Annotated in this window: 11 protein-coding genes; all 11 read right to left on the reverse strand. The window is 46.7% G+C overall.

The features are described from left to right. Window positions 1-34: 34 nt before the first annotated feature. Complete coding sequence (pgaD, locus tag FTU55_RS02330; RefSeq protein ID WP_005176275.1) at window positions 35-523, reverse strand: poly-beta-1,6-N-acetyl-D-glucosamine biosynthesis protein PgaD; 489 nt, start codon at window positions 521-523, stop codon at window positions 35-37. Next, entirely contained in the window at window positions 516-1,784 is a 1,269-nt protein-coding gene (pgaC, locus tag FTU55_RS02335) for a poly-beta-1,6-N-acetyl-D-glucosamine synthase (protein WP_171065070.1), read from the reverse strand. Before pgaC ends, pgaD begins: the two co-directional genes overlap by 8 nt. After that, window positions 1,784-3,634 (reverse strand): poly-beta-1,6-N-acetyl-D-glucosamine N-deacetylase PgaB, encoded by a 1,851-nt coding sequence (gene pgaB, locus FTU55_RS02340; RefSeq protein ID WP_075174424.1) that lies wholly within the window; start codon window positions 3,632-3,634, stop codon window positions 1,784-1,786. Before pgaB ends, pgaC begins: the two co-directional genes overlap by 1 nt. Continuing rightward, window positions 3,634-6,093 carry a poly-beta-1,6 N-acetyl-D-glucosamine export porin PgaA gene (gene pgaA, locus FTU55_RS02345; RefSeq protein WP_180046091.1) on the reverse strand — a complete coding sequence of 820 codons (2,460 nt, stop codon included), beginning with the start codon at window positions 6,091-6,093 and terminating at the stop codon, window positions 3,634-3,636. The genes pgaB and pgaA overlap by 1 nt, the downstream gene beginning before the upstream one ends. Window positions 6,094-6,284: 191 nt before the next feature. Further along, window positions 6,285-7,175, reverse strand: coding sequence for a succinate--CoA ligase subunit alpha (gene sucD, locus FTU55_RS02350; RefSeq protein ID WP_005176265.1), 891 nt, complete (start codon window positions 7,173-7,175; stop codon window positions 6,285-6,287). 11 nt (window positions 7,176-7,186) lie between these two features. Further along, entirely contained in the window at window positions 7,187-8,353 is a 1,167-nt protein-coding gene (gene sucC, locus FTU55_RS02355; RefSeq protein ID WP_005176263.1) for an ADP-forming succinate--CoA ligase subunit beta, read from the reverse strand. A 170-nt stretch (window positions 8,354-8,523) separates the two neighbouring features. After that, entirely contained in the window at window positions 8,524-9,957 is a 1,434-nt protein-coding gene (gene lpdA, locus FTU55_RS02360; protein ID WP_045796462.1) for a dihydrolipoyl dehydrogenase, read from the reverse strand. 99 nt (window positions 9,958-10,056) lie between these two features. Then, window positions 10,057-11,265 (reverse strand): 2-oxoglutarate dehydrogenase complex dihydrolipoyllysine-residue succinyltransferase, encoded by a 1,209-nt coding sequence (gene odhB / locus FTU55_RS02365; RefSeq protein ID WP_005176259.1) that lies wholly within the window; start codon window positions 11,263-11,265, stop codon window positions 10,057-10,059. 16 nt (window positions 11,266-11,281) lie between these two features. Then, window positions 11,282-14,107, reverse strand: coding sequence for a 2-oxoglutarate dehydrogenase E1 component (locus FTU55_RS02370; RefSeq protein ID WP_005176258.1), 2,826 nt, complete (start codon window positions 14,105-14,107; stop codon window positions 11,282-11,284). Window positions 14,108-14,925: 818 nt separating this feature from the next. Next, a complete protein-coding gene (locus FTU55_RS02375; RefSeq protein ID WP_005176256.1) occupies window positions 14,926-15,636 on the reverse strand; it encodes a succinate dehydrogenase iron-sulfur subunit in 711 nt (236 codons plus the stop codon). Between the two features lie 14 nt (window positions 15,637-15,650). Further along, window positions 15,651-17,549, reverse strand: a complete 1,899-nt coding sequence (locus FTU55_RS02380; RefSeq protein ID WP_104470394.1) for an FAD-binding protein — start codon at window positions 17,547-17,549, stop codon at window positions 15,651-15,653. Window position 17,550: the final 1 nt, after the last annotated feature.

Here is a 17,550-nt window from a genome sequence, read left to right on the forward strand (position 1 = left end):
AAGGCTGCGTTTTTTATGGCTGTTTTTCAATGTTCTATGATGAAGACAGTGGCTGATGAACTTCAAATTTTTCCAGCTGTCCATCTTGATCATAATGTAAGGTCAGATTTTTGGCCTGCTGCAAATACGCCATTTCAGTTGTGTCGACCTGAAAACTTTCCGCCAGCTGCTCAGTCTGAATATGCTCCGGAAAAGCCCGGCGCTCATTATCACGAAAACGCAGCCAGTTATACACAGCCCAGATCAGCAGAATCAGAATAAACACCATAATCGCCAGCCCCAGATAAAACAGGCTGAACGAGCTTTGCGGTGCCGACATCACAAACAGCTGCTCATATACGGTATAGCCCTGAAACAGCCACAGCAACATAGTGATCAGAGGCAGGAATAACCAGATCCAGGCCAGCCAGCCCAGAAAGAATAGTCCATAGCCTGCGGCCTTGTTACGTACATAGCGCGGCTCATCAATATATTCTGGTAGCTCCAGCTGAGCTTCATCCTCAATCATTTTAAATTTAGCCATGCTCGTGCTCCTTGGTAAAACCACGGTCCGGGCTGACCCAGCGTGCACGTTTCTGCTTTTTCAGCAAAGTTTTTGGCACAGACACCACCGTGGTCAGCGCGGTAATCAGCCAGAAAAATAGCGGATACCAGATTACCCAGAAATAGGTTCTCAAGGTACGGTTTTTATCATATTGATGATCGATCATTAAGCTGACCAGAAACTGCAGCAAACAGGTCAGGCCCAAAATCACCCCGTACCACTGCGGCAGAATCGATTGAATTGCCCACTCGCCCGGCAAGGGGAAAAACAGCCCATAAAAATACAGCACAAAGATGCCCATAATCACATAGGCCCATAGCACGCTGATGATCGATTCAATCACAATCGGCCACATCCGTCTAAGGCGCCATTTAAACAGTTTTGGCACATAGGCAATCAGCACTTCAATCCCGCCTTGTGCCCAGCGTAAGCGCTGTTTCCATAACCCTTTGAAGGTTTCCGGCATATAGATATAACACAGGGCTTTGGGCACATACTGCAAATCCCAGTGGTCGAACTGCAAACGCCACGAAACATCAATATCTTCAGTAATCATGTCATCACGCCAGTAGCCAATCCGGTCCAGCGCGGTTTTACGAAAACCGGCAATCGCACCTGATACGGTAAAAATCCGGCCATAGGTACGCTGCGCGCGTTTAATCAATCCAATAATTGAAGAGAATTCACCGACCTGAATTTTACCGAGCACGCTGGAACGGTTAATAATCCGTGGATTACCGGTAACCGCCCCGACACGCGGAAAGCTGGTCAGCTGATGCATCATCCAGAATACTGCGTGTGGATGCAGCAGCGCATCACCATCAATACAGACCAGAAATTCATAGCGACTAACCATTGCCCCGGCTCTTAAGGCATAGGCTTTGCCCTGGTTTTCGGCCAGATGGACCACCCGTAGCTTTGGATATTGCGTGGCCAGCTCATCCAGAATTGCTGCAGTCCGGTCCTGACTGCCATCATTGACTGCAATCACTTCAAATTCCGGATACTGGCTTTGCATGGCAAACTTGATGGTACGTCTGACCTGCTCTTCTTCATTGAAGCAAGGAATGATAATACTGCAGCCTTCATCGCTCGGTTCAGGGAAATGATCCTGACGATGTTCCCGTTTAAAATAAAACCAGATCCCGCCCGCAATCCACAGCCAGGCCATCAACAAGGGATATAAAAATGCAAAACCAAAATAAAAATCGTTAAAACTCAATTTCGAGAACACTTCCATCATTGCGGCTCTCCCTGTTCCAGGACATAGGGATCACGATAACTCAGCGGACTTGCATTCAGGCTCAACGCCCGGTACAGGTGCTGATGCACGGCCTGCCCATGGGTCGGCTGATAATTATCAATACCAATTTTTTGAATGCCCTGACGTCTTAGCTGCTGATACATCTGCTGATAATGTCGCCAGTCTGTTGCAGTGCTGTCCGGATTAATCTGCAAGTTAATCATCAAATGCTGCTTTTCCCGCTCATTTAACTGGTTTAAAGCCTGATGCAGATGTTTGATGGCTTGGGGTGATGCCAACGGATCGACAGCCAGATACAGGAAATCGGCATGATCCGGCAGTTGCTGCAGCAGTTTTTTCAGTCCGTCAAGTGGCTGATTCTGAATCTCCAGCTTTAATGCAGTCTGATAGTTGTTACTGATATTGGCATAGTATTTACCCTGGCTTTTGGTCCGGTTCTTGATGCTCAATACCTGTTGCAGCTGTGCCTGACAGCTTGCATTCCATTCGGCCTGAAATACGGCGCAATGTAACGCATCGCCGGTTTCAATCATCAGCCCTTCAATCGAGCTGTTGTTTTTCACCAGATCTGCGGTCAATTCTGCCAGATCATAACCTTGCCGGGTTTCCAGACTCAGCGGCATTTCTGCATATACCCGATTAGCAATCCGGGTCCGGGCCTGCCATACCACCCGGTTCAGCAAATCCTGAGCCACCGGCAAGGTCCGATTCGGAAAATAAGCCACATCAATTTTACCATCGGCATTCTGATCGGCCACCGCATTTAGGACCAGCGTATTGGATTGAAAGGCATTGACCTGATTGAGCAGCTGGCTCAAATGTGCTTCTGATGCGGTGATATTGCTCCCTGCCAGATCTGCCAGGTTGATGCGTAATAAACTTTTACGCTGCTTATGCGGCGCCCGGCTATTCATTAAGAAATCTTTAATTTCACCAAACACTTCTTCTGGCGATGGGTTTTCCGTAATCAGGGCACGCTGATAGGTGGTATCGGCATCGGCCAATGTCAGTACGCTGCCCAGACTAAACGACATTGGTAGACCGGCTTCACGGGCCAGCGCTTCAGTTTCCTTGGTCACCGCACCATACGGCCAGAAAATGGCACGGGTATTGATTCCCAACTCACGATCCAGAATCTGCTTTGATTGACGCAAGTCTTTTACCACTCGCGTCGCATAGGCGCGATCAGATTCATAACGCTGCTGGGCCGGGAAATATTCACGGGTAATCGCGGCCGGCTGCTGGTTCAGCTGCGGATTGGCAATAATCCCGTGATGCAGATCATCACTATGTGAGGCAAACTCGACCAGACCGGATTGCTGCATTTCACGCATCTGCGGCCAGTTCATCAGGTTGCCCTCTCCATAGGCTTCATAGGCATCTTTGGTATTGCCATTAATCCAGCTGGTCGGAATAGCAAAAACAGCCGGAACCTGATGCAGTTTTAATAAGGGGAAAATATGGCTATAGCTGCTGAGCGCGCCATCATCAATAGTTATTAATACTGCTTTTTCCGGTAAGGCTGTCTTATGCTGACGGGCCTGCCAGACATCTTCTAACCGAATAGGCTGCCAGCCATGTTCCCTGATCCATTGCAGGAACTGGGCAAAGTTATGGGTACTGATGGCGTATAGATCACGGTCACCCTGTTTGGCAACGTCATCACGCACATCATGAAAAGTTAAGGTAACAAATTCATAGGCCTGCGCATCAAGCGGCGCTGTAGTTGCTGCTGGCGCTGTGCTGGTCTCGGCCTGCACGGTCAAAGGAGAATAAACACATGCAGCGATACAGGCACTCAGGAGTAAAGCGGGTTTCATTTGCATTAGAATCGTCCTTCAAAGCCGAATACTGCATAGGTTTTTTCTTCTGTTTTGCCATCGTATGGATGGCTGCCCCAACCAATGCCATAGTGCAGTTTCCAGGTTCGTGACACATGCCAGTCATGGCGATACAACAGGTTATATATCGGCTCATTGGAATAGTCTTTCTGTCCAAATGTGCCCAGCGTCAGTTCAAAATGCTGATTAAAATATTGCTCATAACGACGCCAGGTCATCCAGTCATGTTCCAGTTTCAGCTCTAAACTATGGCTGGATTCAGGATTAAAATAATCCACGGCGACGGGCTTATTTTTTCCATAATAGCCGCTGAGCGTGGCACGACTCAGATGATGCGGTGCCTGATAAAACTGCTGGCTAAAATAGGCCTGATATTCCTGACGGGTGTTGCCATCATCAATATCGGTCAATTGAAATTGTGCACCGGCTTTACGCGACTCGTTGGCCTGCCAGTTGAGGCCAGCCCGATACGATTGCCCTTCATGTGCTTTGGCCACTGCCTGCAACGGAATATCGGCCTGGGTATTCACCGCCAGATGATATTGCCAATGATCATTTAACCAGTGTGACCAGTCCAGTGCAGCGCCCACACGGTCTTCATCTAAAGATTGAGACAGCAACAGGCTGGCATACTTGCGATCTTTGGACCAGGCCACACCCAGACCTAAACGCGGATCATCCAGAGTGCCATCTTCATAACGCCCCTGCCGATGCTGATGGTCAATAAAAACCTGATAATGCTCATTTAGCCACGGGCTGTTAAGACGGGTCCAATGGGTACGCTCTTCTGAACCTTTTAAACGGTTCAGCAACTGTTCCTGATCGGAACGACTTTCAGAAAAATAACTTTCATGCTGAATGCTGAAATGATCGCGATCCTTTAATTCTTTGCGGCTTAATTGCACACCGGTATCATCTGCAGCCGTCTGTAACAAGGCCTGATTCAGCTGACGCCAGCTCCTAATATCATTCAGGGCTTGGGCATTTTGCATCTGGTTAATCTGGGTGATTTGACTGACCTGATCCAGGCCATTCCACTGCTCCAGCGTCTGTTGGGAAGTCAGTGGTTTTTCACGCCAGCGCTGAATTTGTGCCAGATTGTTCTGATAGGCCAGATTATTCGGTGCAATTGAAACCAGGGTTTCAAAATACTGCTCGGCTTTGGCATGTTCGTTGCGGTAGGCATAGTTCAGCCCTTTTAAAGCCAGATACTGCTCCCGGTCTTCATGGGTACTGCGATCCACGCCTTTGGCCTCACTATAACGATAACGCGGCAACTGACGGTCCATGTCTTGAATCAGCTGATCAGCCTGCTTGAATTTTTCCTGTTCGATATAGGCATAATACAAACCGGCATACACCGTATAGTCTGCATAGTTCTTTTCCTGAAACAGGCTTAAATACACCGGTTCAGCCAGTTCGGGCTGTCGGGTGGCCAGATAGGCATCGGCAATGGCATGGCGTACATAAGCCGGCCAGTTTGCAATTGGCTGATGCTGCTGTTGCACAATTTTCAAGACCTGCTGATGACGCTTACGCTGTCCCAAGACATACAGATAATCGGCATAGAATGCGTGCTGCAGTTCAGCGTCAGCTGCCACCTGTGGTTCATGTGCAGCCATATCGGCCAATACCGCATCCAGCTCGGTATAGGCTGTTGCATATTCACTGCGCAGTTGTGCCGTTTTATAGGCCTGTACTGCATTCTGAATCCGGGTAGAAAACTGGTGCTGTTTGACTTGCAATAATAAACGAGGATGGCTCTGTGCTAACTGTTGTTGCAGCAGATAGTGCTCTGCTGCCTGATGCTTGCCATTAAGCATCAGCGCCAGCACATATTGTTCATGACCTGCGATACTGCTTTGCTTTTTTAATCCGGCTTCGGCCGCCTGCAAGGCTTGTACCGGCATATTCAGGATACGATAGGTATAAGACAATAAACTCAGGTCATCGGCACTAAGCTGTTGCCATTGCAGGTTTTTCAGCAACGTTTTAGCGGCTGCTGTCTGCCCCGCCTCGGCTTCCAGTACCGCGCGCCAGACTTTGCCGCTGGCCTGGGCATTTAAGGGCTGAAACCGGGCCAGATACGCTTTAGCCTGAGCGTACTGCTTGGCATCACGGAGCACCTTAATGGCGCTGACCTGGGCATAGGCAGGAAAGGTTTTAGGTTGAATCTGCTGCGTTAGGCGGTATAAATCCTGTGGATGTACCGCAGGCTGACCATAGGCCAAAACCAGATAATCCGCAATTAACTTTTGATCTGTGGGAAATTGAGCTAATAACGCCTGCAAGCGATTGAGTCCAGAGACCACCTGTCCGGACCGAACCATCTCCACCGCGTGCTCACGTTGCTGATCAAGCATATTGGCATGAGCAGAAGAAAAAAATAAAAAAGAGCAAAGCGACAGACACTGAATCGGCATGATCGTTGTTATTTTGATCATATAAATTCTCAAGTTTATGATAATTATTTCTCAATATTCTATTAAAGTGTGATGCAAATCACAATTACCAAAACAATCATTTTATTTGTTTTGTATGCTTTACTTTTTTCCTCAATAGAAGCGTCATCATTATCTATGTTCTTTGCCATAAAAAAACCCCAAGAACTGGGGTTTTTTTAGTCAGTTAGGTTTTACACCAAACCTTTGTCCTGCAATACTTTCAGCATGGTTGAACCGAGCTCGGCCGGGCTACGGGTATAAGCCATTCCGGCACGTTCAAAGGCAGCAAATTTCTCCTCTGCGGTTCCTTTACCGCCAGAAATAATTGCGCCAGCATGGCCCATGCGTTTGCCTTTTGGTGCGGTTACACCGGCAATATAGCCCACCACAGGCTTGGTCACATGCGCCTGAATGTATTCGGCTGCTTCTTCTTCGGCTGTGCCGCCAATCTCACCAATCATGATAATGGCTTCAGTTTGTGGATCGTCCTGGAACAGTTTCAGACAGTCAATCTGGTTCATGCCCGGAATCGGATCGCCGCCGATGCCGATACAGGTTGACTGGCCCAGACCCAATTTGGTAGTTTGCGCAACCGCTTCATAAGTCAGCGTTCCTGAACGCGAGATAATCCCGATTTTCCCTGGTTGATGAATATGACCAGGCATAATCCCGATCTTACATTCGCCCGGGGTAATAATACCCGGACAGTTCGGGCCGATTAAGCGTGTACCATTACCATTGGTTTCCAGATAGCGTTTGGCTTTTAGCATATCTAAGGTTGGTACACCTTCGGTAATTACCACAATCAGCTCAATACCGGCATCGACTGCTTCAACAATCGAGTCCAGTACAAAAGGCGCGGGTACATAAATCACTGAAGCGTCAGCCTGAGTTTCACGGACCGCCTGCTTCATGGTGTTAAATACTGGCAGGTCTAAATGGGTTTGACCACCTTTACCTGGAGTTACACCGCCGACAACACGCGTGCCATAATCCAGCGCCTGAGCCGAATGAAAGGTTCCGTTTTTACCAGTGAAACCCTGAACCAATACTTTTGTGTCTTTATTTACTAATACGCTCATGATGCATCTCCTTAAGCTTTTACCGCAGCAACAATTTTTTCTGCAGCATCGGCCAGGCCATTTGCAGAAATTAAGGTCAGGCCAGATTCATCTAGTAATTTAGCCCCCAGCTCAGCATTGTTTCCTTCCAGACGTACCACCACCGGCACGCTGACATTGACTTCCTGAACTGCTGCAATAATCGCTTCCGCAATCATGTCACAACGTACAATCCCACCAAAAATATTGATTAATACTCCCTGAACCGAATTGTCGGCCAGAATAATTTTAAATGCTTCAATCACGCGCTCTTTGGTTGCACCGCCACCGACATCAAGGAAGTTGGCCGGTTGACCACCATACAATTTGATGATGTCCATGGTTGCCATGGCAAGACCGGCACCATTGACCATACAGCCAATATTGCCTTCTAGCGCTACATAGTTCAGATCGAACTCAGAGGCTTTCAGTTCGCGCTCATTTTCCTGACTCTTGTCACGCAGCGCCGCCACTTCCGGCAAACGGTACAGCGCATTGGAATCAATGCCAACTTTGGCATCGACACATAAAATTTCGCCGTTTTCACGTACAGACAATGGGTTAATTTCAAACAGGGCAAAATCGTTTTCAATAAAGGCCTGATACGCCGCAGTCATGATTTTAACAAACTGGTTGATTTGTCCATCTTTTAAGTTCAGGGCAAACGCAACTTCACGTGCCTGAAATGGCAATAAGCCGACTAGTGGATCAACTTCAACTTTAATAATTTTTTCTGGGGTTTCTTCTGCGACTTTTTCAATTTCGACCCCACCTTCGGTTGAGGCCATAAAGGTCACGCGACGGCTAGAACGATCCACCACGGCACCTAAATATAATTCACGCTCTACCGGATAGACATCCTGGGCCACCAGAATACTGTTCACCGGCTGGCCATTGGCATCGGTCTGATAAGTGACCAGTCGAGTACCGATCAGCTGATTAGCATACTCTGCCGCTTCTTCAGCCGATTTCACCACTTTCACACCACCCGCCTTACCACGGCCACCCGCATGCACCTGGGCTTTCATGACAGCGAATTTGCCACCGAGCTGTTCAAATGCCTGTACTGCTTCATCTGCATTGGTTGCAAGCAAACCTTCCTGCACCGGCATACCATATTTTTTTAATAGCGCTTTGGCTTGGTACTCATGTAGATTCATTTATTTACCTTTTACTACTTTTCACGTTTTTTTATGACTCGCTAAAACTCCAACATCCATCGTCGTGAGTATTAACATTTATACAGTTTTATCGTTTTAGTTTTAGATGATTATTCAAACAAAAACAACCACCAAATGAAAAAGAGCGGTCGAAACCGCTCTTTTTTTATTTATTTACGCTTACGCTGAATCGCGTGGATGGCACGTCCATCGACGGCCAATGCTGCTTCGTGCACCACCTCAGAGAAGGTTGGGTGACCGAATGTCATTAATTGTAAATCTTCAACTGAAGATACAAATTCAAGCGCGATCATACCTTGGTGAACAATATCAGACGCCGCAGGTCCGATCACGTGCATACCCAGTAAACGGTCAGTTTTTGCATCGGCAACAAACTTCACGAAACCCGCACCTTCACCGGCAGCTAAAGCACGGCCATTGACTGCGAAACCGAATTGACCGGTTTTCACTTCATGACCTTTTTCTTTAGCCTGCTCTTCTGTTAAACCTACCCACGCCGCTTCAGGGTGTGTATAGATAACAGAGATGATGGTGTCATAGTTCACTTGAGCAGCATGACCGTGAATACGTTCAACTGCCATTACGCCTTCTTCCATAGCCTTGTGTGCCAGCATTGGACCACGTACCAAGTCACCAATTGCATATACGCCTTCAACAGAAGTCGCACACCAGTCGTTCACTTCAACCAGACCACGTTCAGTCAGTTTGATACCGCAGTCATCAGCCAGTAAGCCTTCAGCATACGCACGACGACCCACACACACGATCAGCTTGTCGAAAGTCTGTTCTTTCTCTTCGCCGCCTTGGGTGTATTTTACAGTCACTTCACGACCATTGACTTCAGTGCCAGACACTTTCGCGCCTACACGAATATCCAGACCCTGTTTGGTCAGCAGTTTCTGGTAGTCTTTTGCCAGCGCTTTATCCGCCATTGGCAAGAAGGCATCCATTGCTTCAAATACAACAACTTCAGCACCTAGACGACGCCATACTGAACCAAGCTCCAGACCGATCACGCCGGCACCAATCACGCCTAAACGCTTCGGTACCTCAGGGAACTCAAGCGCGCCAGTAGAGTCAACAATAATGTCTTGATCAACAGGAGCTACCGGAATGTTCACTGGTACAGAACCAGACGCAAGAATTACATATTTTGGCTCTAGAACCTGAGTTTCACCTTCGTGAGGAACAAACTCAACTTTCTTACCCGCCAGTAATTTACCAGTACCTTTTAACCATTCGATGCCATTGCCTTTCAGCAACTGGTCAATACCGCCAGTCAACTGGTCAACGATCTTGTCTTTACGTGCCAGTAATTTAGACAGGTCAAAGTTTACTTCACCTGTCGTAATACCATGATCAGCCAGGTGATGAACGGTATCTTCATAACGGTGTGAAGAATCAAGCAGTGCTTTAGACGGGATACAGCCCACGTTTAAGCAGGTACCACCTAAAGATGGTTTACCTTTGTGGATGCGTTTTTCGATACATGCCACTTTAAAACCAAGCTGAGCCGCACGAATGGCTGCTTCATAACCGCCTGGACCACCGCCAATAACAACTAAATCAAATTGTTGAGACATTTTTATCTCCAATCAATCTCTCTAAATTCCCCCTTTTGCTCAAGGGGGAACCTTTCCCCTCTTTTTTAGAGGGGTTAGGAGAGATTTTTAATTAATAAATTATAAGTCAAGGATAAGTTTAGCTGGCTCTTCTAACAATTCTTTGATTGTTACAAGGAAACCTACCGCTTCTTTACCATCGATTAAACGGTGGTCATAAGACAGCGCTAAATACATCATTGGCAAGATTTCAACCTGACCATTGACTGCCATAGGACGTTCCTGGATTTTGTGCATACCTAGAATAGCAGTTTGTGGTGTATTCAGAATTGGCGTAGACAGCAGTGAACCGAAAGTACCACCGTTAGTAATGGTGAATGTACCGCCAGTCATGTCTTCAATCGCAAGTTTGCCTTCACGCGCTTTCGCAGCATAAGCGCCAATGCCAGATTCAACTTCAGCGTAGTTCATACGGTCTGTATCACGTAATACAGGAACCACCAGACCACGGTCAGAAGATACAGCTACACCGATGTCATAGTAACCGTGATAAACGATATCGTCGCCATCAATTGATGCATTTACTGCTGGGTAGCGTTTTAGCGCTTCAGTCGCAGCTTTTACGAAGAATGACATGAAGCCAAGACGCGCACCGTGGCGTTTTTCAAATGCGTCTTTATATTGCTTACGCATTTCCATGATTGGTTTCATGTTCACTTCGTTGAACGTCGTCAACATTGCAGTTTCTTGAGTCGCTGCAAGTAAACGTTCAGCTACACGCTTACGTAAACGCGTCATAGGAACACGTTTCTCGATACGCTCGCCTACTGCTGCAGTTAAAGGCGCAGCTGCTGGTTTCGCCTGGTGGTTGGCCACATCTTCTTTAGTGATGCGACCGCCACGGCCTGTACCTTGTACGTCAGCAGCGTTGATACCGGTTTCAGTCAATGCTTTACGCACTGCTGGTGCCTGGTCCGCAACAGGTTGAGCACGCTCAACTACAGGTGCTGCACCTGCTTCAGTTTTCGCAGCCGCCTGTTCAACTTTCTCTTCAGACTGAACTGCTTGAGTTTGCGCAGCGCCAGATGCAGCACCTTCTTCAAACTGTGCAATCACTTCATTTGAAAGTACAGTATCGCCTTCATTTTTAATGATTTGAGCAATCGTACCGTCTGCAGGAGCTACAACTTCCAGAACAACTTTGTCAGTTTCGATGTCACAGATCACTTCATCACGTGATACTGCTTCACCTGGTTGTTTGTGCCAAGTCGCGATTGTTCCATCTGCAACTGACTCTGGAAATACCGGTGCTTTAATTTCGGTTGCCATTACTTCGAATCTCCTGTTATTCAGCTACGATCGCAAGCGCGTCATTGATGAGCTGAGCTTGTTGTTTTGCATGCAAATATGGTGAACCACACGCTGGAGCGGCAGAAGCCTCACGACCAGCAAAGCTGATACGAACCTGTTTACCAGCTTTCATCACGTCATCATATAGACGCGGCGCGATGAACAACCAAGCACCTTGGTTCTTCGGTTCTTCCTGAGTCCAAACCAGTTCTTTCACGTTTGGATAAGCTTCAAGAATTTCCGCAATGCGTTGTTCTGGGTATGGATACAACTGTTCAATACGAACAATTGCCGTGTTGTTCAATTCTTTTTCACGACGTTTTTCAAGCAGGTCGTAATACACTTTACCACCACAAAGTACCAGACGGGTCACGTCGGCCTTGTTGATGTTGCTGTCGATTTCGTCAATCACGGTCTGGAAGGTACCAGTTGCCAGCTCATCAAGAGATGAAGTTGCCAGTTTGTGACGCAGCAATGATTTCGGTGACATCACAATCATTGGCTTACGGATTGGACGAATTGCCTGACGACGTAAAGCGTGGAAAATCTGTGCTGGTGTAGTCGGGGTAATCACTTGCATGTTGTCTTCAGCACACAGCTGTAAGAAACGTTCTAAACGTGCAGATGAGTGTTCCGGACCTTGACCTTCAAAGCCGTGTGGCAGCAACATGGTTAAACCACATACACGTTCCCACTTGGTTTCACCAGAGGCGATGAACTGGTCAATCACCACTTGCGCACAGTTAGCGAAGTCACCAAATTGTGCTTCCCAAATGATCAGACCGTGTGGAATCGTGGTCGCATAACCATATTCAAATGCCAGTACCGCCATTTCAGACAATAGCGAGTCATATAAAGCAAAACGCGGCTGGTTTTCTTTCACATGGCACAATGGAATATAAGTTTCGCCATCAACCTGGTTGTGCAGTTTGGCATGACGGTGCGAGAAGGTACCACGACCTACGTCTTCACCAGTAATACGTACCAGGTAACCCTGATCTAGCAGTGTTGCATAGGCTAGAGTTTCAGCAGCACCCCAGTTCAGCGGCATTTCGCCGGTCTGCATTTTCAGACGTTCGTCAATCACTTTAGACACCTGACGCTGCATCACGAAACCTTCTGGAAGTTTACGCATGCCTTCACCAAGCTCTTTTAAGCGCTCAGCCGGGAAAGTGGTATCCCATTCGTCAGTGTATTCATGGCCCAGGTACGGCGTCCAGTCCACAAACATTTTCTTGTTCGGTTCAAGAACCAGCGCATTGGCAACGTGATTACCTGCTTCAAGATCGGCACGGTAGTCTTCAACCATTTGGTCTGCAGCAGCGCGATCTAATACGCCCTGTTGTACTAGTTGGTCTGCATACAAAGTACGTGTAGTGGCTTTCTTGTTGATCACCTGATACATCAGTGGCTGGGTTGCAGATGGCTCATCCGCTTCGTTGTGACCACGACGACGGTAACAGAACAGGTCAATCACTACGTCTTTACGGAAAGTATGACGGAAGTCGTGTGCCAATTGCGTTACGAAGATTACCGCTTCAGGATCATCACCATTCACGTGGAATACTGGCGCCTGAACCATTTTCGCGATGTCGGTACAGTATTCTGTAGAACGCGCATCACGTGGATCAGAGGTGGTGAAACCAACCTGGTTGTTAATTACGATGTGCACAGTACCACCCACGGTATAACCGCGTGTTTGTGACATCTGGAAAGTTTCCTGGTTCACGCCCTGACCTGCAAATGCAGCATCACCGTGTACGATTAATGGCAATACGTCATCGCCACCAATGTCTTTACGACGTACTTGACGGGCACGTACCGAACCTTCAACCACAGGTCCAACAATTTCAAGGTGCGACGGGTTAAACGCCAATGCCAAGTGAACTTCGCCACCTGGGGTCATTACGTTAGATGAGAAACCTTGATGGTACTTAACGTCACCCGAACCTTTCTTGTGTAAAGATTTACCTTCGAACTCGCCAAACAGGTCAGCCGGGTTTTTACCCATGATGTTAACCAGCAAGTTCAGACGGCCACGGTGCGGCATACCAATCACGACTTCTTTACAACCAACCGCACCGGCACGTTGAATTAGTTCGTTAACCATTGGAATGAAAGATTCACCACCTTCCACACCAAAGCGTTTTGCACCAACGTATTTATTACCTAAATATTTTTCCAGACCTTCAGCGGCAGTTAAACGCTCAAGGAAGTGTTTTTTCTGTTCTGCATTGAAGCCATACTGACCACGGGCACTTTCAAGACGCTGTTGAATCCAGCGTTTCTCTTTGGTGTCAACAATGTGCATGTACTCTGCACCAATTGAACCGCAGTAAGTTGCTTCCATCGCTTCAACCATTTCGCCCAGCGTGGTATCTGTTTTACCAATCGCCAGGTTGCCTGTGTTGAATACGGTATCTAAATCAGATTTGGTTAAACCGTGCGCAGCAAGATCAAGATCTGGCACTTCTTCGCGTTTTGCCAAACCTAGCGGATCTAATTTTGCTTTTTGGTGACCACGATTACGATACGCTGCGATCAGTTGCAGGACGCCTATTTGACGACGTTCATGCTCAGAGCTTACCGCGCTTTGAGCCACAGACTGAATACGATTTGAGTTGCGACCCAATAAAAGGAATTGCTCACGTACATTGCTATGAGGTTGATCACCTTTTGGGAATTTATCGAAGTACACTCTCCAGTCTTCACCAACTGACTCTGGAGACGTTAAATACTGCTCATAAAGTTCTTCAATATACGCTGCACTATCAGCGGAAAGTTCAGTGTCAAGACGCAGAGCGTCAGCAACTTCTTGCATTTGTGGACCCATTTCCTATTGCAAAAACATTTTTCAGGATGCTTTTTAAGCAAAACCCATGATTGATAATGTCAAATTGGTAACATGACATTCGTCCCCATTCGACAACTGTCATGAGGCGTTATCACTACATTAGGACTACCCAATGTGAATAATGAATCATAACGCCCTGATTGGCATCATCACTCATTTTATACTCGGCCAAAACCGAGCAATTTTTTTGCAAATCGACTTAGAAAAATTAATTCGGCAAATTAGCTTTTCTAAATAGGTTTACTCTAATTTCTGGCTTTCTACATCTCTTTAAATGTTGAAAAAATGTACATAAATTCAACCTCAATTTTTAAATATAGAAGTTTATTAATCGTAACATGATCTCCAACTCTCAATTGATTTTTTTGACGTATACCTCCTATAAATTGGCGAAATACAAGAAACATATTTTGCTCTAACATATGGTGCTTTATTTAATAATTAGAAGCAATTAAGACCAAAGTCCAACGGCTTCTTTATTCCATAAAACAAAAGAGAGCACATCTTTCAATCTGCCCTCTTCAACTTGCGTTATATAATAACATCTTGCACCACTTTTTTGCAGTCTCATGCCCCATTTCTGGGCGTATTAAAACAAAATACCATCACTCTATTACACTTTTGTAGAGGATTGATTTAAAACTATTCACCTGCACTTTTCATACCCAGTTTGTATGCAGCAATGCATCTCATCAGACCAACCCCACTCAAGTGTTCAATAAAGCAGCATAAAAAAAGCACATCCGGAGATGTGCTTTTTTGAGTTCACCAAACTGGCGTTCAGATTAACCTGCAGTATCCAGAAGCATGTTACGGATGTGACCGATTGCTTTGGTTGGGTTCAGACCTTTCGGACAAACTGACACACAGTTCATGATGCCTTTACAACGGAACAGCGAGAACGGGTCGTCAAGACGCGCCAGACGCTCTTGAGTTGCAGTATCACGTGAATCGATGATGAAGCGGTAAGCATTCAACAGCGCTGAAGGACCCAGGAATTTGTCCGGGTTCCACCAGAATGATGGGCATGAAGTTGAACAGCATGCACATAAAATACATTCATACAGGCCATCTAGGTGCTCACGGTCTTCCTGAGACTGTAAACGCTCTTTTGGTGGCGCAGGCTGGTTGTTGATCAAGAATGGCTGAATCTTGTTGTACTGGTCGTAGAACTGATTCATATCAACAACTAGGTCTTTGATCACTGGCAGACCTGGTAATGGACGAATGGTGATTTCATTTGGTAAATCGTTCAGGTTCCAAAGACACGCCAAACCGTTTTTACCATTGATGTTTACACCATCAGAACCACAAATACCTTCGCGGCAAGAACGACGGAACGTTAAAGTTTCGTCTTGTACTTTCAACGCCAAAAGTGCGTCAAGCAACATACGATGCTTATCAGTCAATTCCAGCTTGAATGTTTGCATGTACGGTGCTTTATCCTTATCAGGATCATAGCGGTAGATATGAAATGTACGAGTACCTCTACTCATCTTGTTTCTCCTGATTAGAATGTACGTGGTTTAGGTGGAATAGCTGCAACAGAAAGCGGCTTGTAACGTACTGGTTTGTACTCAAGACGGTTGTCTGCAGAGAACCACAGAGTGTGCTTCATCCACTCATCATCACGACGACCATAAGAATAAGTCGGGTGATCTGGTGGTAATTCAAAGTCTACAACAGTGTGCGCACCACGACACTCTTTACGCGCAGCAGCAGAAATCAAGGTTGCTTTTGCGACTTCGTATAGGTTTTCAACTTCTAATGCTTCTACACGTGCAGTGTTGAAGACTTTAGATTTGTCTTTCAGGTGGATATTGCGAACACGTGGTTCAAGCGCAAGAATCTGTTTCACACCTTCTTCAAGCAATGCTGAAGTACGGAATACACCTGCGTGATCCTGAACGATGTTACGAATTGCATCCGCAACTTCTTGAGCGTTTTCACCTGAAGTCGATTCGTCAAGTTTACGAATACGGTTCAGCGTGTTTTCAAGTACAGTTGTAGGTAGTGGTTCGTACTCGCCATCGTGCTGTTTAGTTACATACTCAATGATATGTTGACCAGCCGCTTTACCAAATACCACCAGGTCAAGCAGTGAGTTAGTACCTAAACGGTTTGCACCGTGTACAGATACACATGAACATTCACCAATTGCATAGAAACCTTTTACAGGTTTCGCAAAGTCACGACCTTCCGCATTTGTAGAATATGTGTCAGTGTCTTTGTCGTAGTTGGCAACCAGCGGAGTCGTTTCACGAGATTCTGGAACAACAACCTGACCATGAATGTTGGTCGGAATACCACCCATTTGGTAATGGATTGTTGGTACAACCGGAATTGGCTCTTTAGTACAGTCAACGTTCGCGAATTTCTTGCCAATCTCGAATACAGATGGCAGACGTTTCATGATCGTGTCAGCACCCAGGTGCGTCATATCCAGCAAGATGTAGTCTTTGTTCGGACCACAACCACGGCCTTCTTTAATTTCCTGGTCCATAGAACGTGATACGAAGTCACGTGGCGCCAAGTCTTTTAAAGTTGGAGCATAACGTTCCATGAACGGTTCGCCAGAAGCGTTACGAAGGATACCACCCTCACCACGACAGCCTTCCGTTAACAATACGCCTGCGCCCGCAACACCTGTTGGGTGGAATTGCCAGAATTCCATATCCTGTAATGGAATACCTGCACGAGCAGCCATACCAAGACCGTCACCCGTGTTGATATACGCGTTAGTAGATGCACGGTAAACACGACCTGCACCACCAGTAGCAAATAACGTCGCTTTGGCTTGGAATACCGCAATTTTACCTGTTTCCTGGTCAATTGCAGTGACACCCAGTACGTCGCCTGCTTCGTTACGGATTAAGTCAAGCGCAATCCATTCAACGAAGAATTGAGTACCCATTTTCACGTTACTTTGATAAAGCGTGTGAAGCAGCGCGTGGCCTGTACGGTCAGCAGCAGCACATGCACGTGGCACAGCTTTTTCACCGTAGTTTGCAGAGTGACCACCGAATGGACGCTGGTAAATTGTACCGTCTGCGTTACGGTCAAATGGCATACCCAAGTGTTCTAATTCATAAACCACTTGTGGCGCTTCACGCGTCATGAATTCAATCGCGTCTTGGTCGCCTAACCAGTCAGAACCTTTAACCGTGTCATAGAAGTGGTAGTGCCAGTTATCTTCTTGCATGTTACCAAGAGATGCACCAATACCACCTTGCGCTGCAACCGTGTGCGAACGTGTTGGGAATACTTTGGTCAGTACTGCAACTTTCAAACCCGCTTGAGCAAGTTGGTAAGATGCACGCATACCTGAACCACCACCACCAACGATGACTGCGTCAAAAAATTGGTGTGGAATATTTGAATAATCTTCTTTAGGGTTAATCGCGCCCATG

The organism is Acinetobacter sp. YH12117 (genome assembly GCF_013418865.1).
GTDB classification, from domain to species: domain Bacteria; phylum Pseudomonadota; class Gammaproteobacteria; order Pseudomonadales; family Moraxellaceae; genus Acinetobacter; species Acinetobacter indicus.

Excerpts from the sequence above, each read along its gene's own strand:
- pgaC (WP_171065070.1), bottom strand. The coding sequence starts at position 1,784 with ATGGAAGTGTTCTCGAAATTGAGTTTTAACGATTTTTATTTTGGTTTT.
- lpdA (WP_045796462.1), bottom strand. The coding sequence starts at position 9,957 with ATGTCTCAACAATTTGATTTAGTTGTTATTGGCGGTGGTCCAGGCGGT.
- odhB (WP_005176259.1), bottom strand. The coding sequence starts at position 11,265 with ATGGCAACCGAAATTAAAGCACCGGTATTTCCAGAGTCAGTTGCAGAT.
- pgaD (WP_005176275.1), bottom strand. The coding sequence starts at position 523 with ATGGCTAAATTTAAAATGATTGAGGATGAAGCTCAGCTGGAGCTACCA.
- sucD (WP_005176265.1), bottom strand. The coding sequence starts at position 7,175 with ATGAGCGTATTAGTAAATAAAGACACAAAAGTATTGGTTCAGGGTTTC.
- pgaB (WP_075174424.1), bottom strand. The coding sequence starts at position 3,634 with ATGCAAATGAAACCCGCTTTACTCCTGAGTGCCTGTATCGCTGCATGT.
- FTU55_RS02370 (WP_005176258.1), bottom strand. The coding sequence starts at position 14,107 with ATGCAAGAAGTTGCTGACGCTCTGCGTCTTGACACTGAACTTTCCGCT.
- FTU55_RS02380 (WP_104470394.1), bottom strand. The coding sequence starts at position 17,549 with ATGGGCGCGATTAACCCTAAAGAAGATTATTCAAATATTCCACACCAA.
- sucC (WP_005176263.1), bottom strand. The coding sequence starts at position 8,353 with ATGAATCTACATGAGTACCAAGCCAAAGCGCTATTAAAAAAATATGGT.
- pgaA (WP_180046091.1), bottom strand. The coding sequence starts at position 6,093 with ATGATCAAAATAACAACGATCATGCCGATTCAGTGTCTGTCGCTTTGC.
- FTU55_RS02375 (WP_005176256.1), bottom strand. The coding sequence starts at position 15,636 with ATGAGTAGAGGTACTCGTACATTTCATATCTACCGCTATGATCCTGAT.